Below are 2,032 nucleotides of genomic sequence, written 5' to 3'. Positions count from 1 at the left end.
TTGCGGAAGATCGCGCCACGCCCGCCTATCTCGACGGCTTCGTGAAGGCCGAGATCGCGAAATGGGCGGTGCTGATCAGGGCCAGCGGCATCAGCATCGACTAGCAGAGCGTTTCCGAAGTCCTGATCATAAGAAACGAAGGCGTCAGCTCAAGCTTCCGCATCGGCCGGCGTGGGAAAGCAGGCTTTCCGCGGGTACCCGGAGATGTCGTTGGGCGAATGAGGGGCCGAATCGAAACGAATCGGACCCGCGCTTGCGAAATAGCGAAACACTTGTAGTCTTGCCCGGATGGTTGTGGTCGTCTTGGCAGCACGACAGGCGTCCGCTACGCCCGGACGTTCGATGACATGTTTTCCGCCTGCGCTCCAGGACATCTCCCAAGGGAAGAAGGTCCGATACACGCGGGAGGCGGGCGTCGACCTCGAGCCGTTCCCACCGTTCGCCCCCGCGGCGAGGTCATTCTCCGAGTTGAAGTTCCAAGCCGATCAGGACAGCGAGCATGTTCGTCTCATTCTTCCCCCGACCAAATCTGTTCTTTCCGTCGTCAATTCTTTGGACGGCGTTGGCAATGGCGGTTTGGTATGGGTTTGCCAGCAATCTCGTTCAAGGCCCGGAAGCCCAGGTCGGGCTGGCCACGTTCTGGTCGGCGCCGGACTTGTGGTTCGATCTCTATTTTGCACTCGCCGTTGCGATCTTCGCGGCTGGATGGATGCTATTTGCCCCGCACCCCTGGGCGACCTGGTCCATTCTCGGCTCCGGGCTGATCCTGTTCACCTCCTATTTTCAGGTCGAGGTCTCAGTCGCGATCAATAGCTGGTATGGACCGTTCTACAACCTCGTCCAGGCCGCGCTTTCGAAGTCAGCGCCGGTCACGACCGGGCAGTTCTACAGTGAATTGTCGACCTTTGCCGGCATCGCGCTCGTGGCCGTCGTGGTCGGCGTGCTGACGCGCTTCTTCGTCAGCCACTACATCTTCCGCTGGCGCACTGCGATGAACGATTTCTATGCCGCCAACTGGCCGCGGCTGCGCACGATCGAAGGCGCCTCCCAGCGGGTCCAGGAAGACACCATGCGCTTTGCCAGCACCGTGGAAGGTCTGGGCGTCAATCTCATCAGCGCGGTGCTGACGCTGCTGGCCTTCTTGCCGGTTCTGATGAGGCTGTCCAGCGACGTCACGGATCTGCCTTTGGTAGGCTCGATTCCCTATCCGCTGGTGTTCGCTGCGGTCATCTGGTCGATCCTGGGCACCGGCGTTCTCGCGTTGATCGGCATCCGCCTGCCCAGAATCGAATTTCTCAACCAGCGGGTCGAAGCGGCCTATCGCAAGGAGCTCGTGCTCGGCGAGGATGATCCGGCGCGCGCCGATCCGCCGACATTGAGCGTGCTGTTTGGCGACATTCGCAGGAATTACTTCCGGCTCTATCTGAACTTCATGTACTTCAATGTCGGGCGGATCGTCTATTTGCAGACCGACGTCATCTTTCCTTACGTCCTGCTCGCGCCGACGATCGTGGCGGGCAAGATCACCCTCGGCGCGATGAACCAGATACTCAACGCGTTCACGCAAGTGCGAACCTCATTTCAGTATCTCGTCAATTCGTGGAGCACGATCGTCGAACTGATCTCGATCTATCAGCGGCTGCGGGGATTTGAGGCAGAGATCTACGGTGAGCCACTGCCGTCTATCGAGACCCAAAAGGACCCAGCCTCGTGATCCGCGTCCATTGGTGCTGGTCGTGTGAAAGGACCTGCCGGTCCGCTCGATGCAGCAATTCGTCGCCTGCGCCAAGGCGAATGCGGACAAGATGCAGTTTGCCTCCGCCGGCACCGCGCGAAACGGACGTCTCAACGCCCTTTCCCCATTTATGCATCATCCAAACATCATTCCGATTTTCAGAAATTATCCTTGACGCTCACCCCAAATCACCTGCATAGTCCCGCCATCCTGTCCCACAGAGGGGCGTTCCGGATCGTCCAGAGACGCGGGGCAGGATGCGGTGGACGCGGCAGCGTCAGGCGTGACACGTGATGG

Annotated in this window: 2 protein-coding genes; both read left to right on the top strand. The window is 59.7% G+C overall.

Going from position 1 to position 2,032, the window contains the following annotated elements:
• Window positions 1–499 precede the first annotated feature (499 nt).
• A complete protein-coding gene (gene sbmA, locus WCB02_RS30835; protein WP_423964021.1) occupies window positions 500–1,714 on the top strand; it encodes a peptide antibiotic transporter SbmA in 1,215 nt (404 codons plus the stop codon).
• 49 nt (window positions 1,715–1,763) lie between these two features.
• Entirely contained in the window at window positions 1,764–1,910 is a 147-nt protein-coding gene (locus WCB02_RS30830) for a hypothetical protein (RefSeq protein WP_423964019.1), read from the top strand.
• Window positions 1,911–2,032 lie beyond the last annotated feature (122 nt).

This window comes from Bradyrhizobium sp. (genome assembly GCF_049581145.1).
GTDB lineage: Bacteria > Pseudomonadota > Alphaproteobacteria > Rhizobiales > Xanthobacteraceae > Bradyrhizobium.
The sequence above is the reverse complement of the archived record's forward strand: the minus strand, read 5'-3'. Positions and strand labels throughout refer to the sequence as shown.

Coding starts and splice junctions, on each gene's coding strand:
- sbmA (WP_423964021.1), top strand. CDS start 500: ATGTTCGTCTCATTCTTCCCCCGACCAAATCTGTTCTTTCCGTCGTCA.
- WCB02_RS30830 (WP_423964019.1), top strand. CDS start 1,764: ATGCAGCAATTCGTCGCCTGCGCCAAGGCGAATGCGGACAAGATGCAG.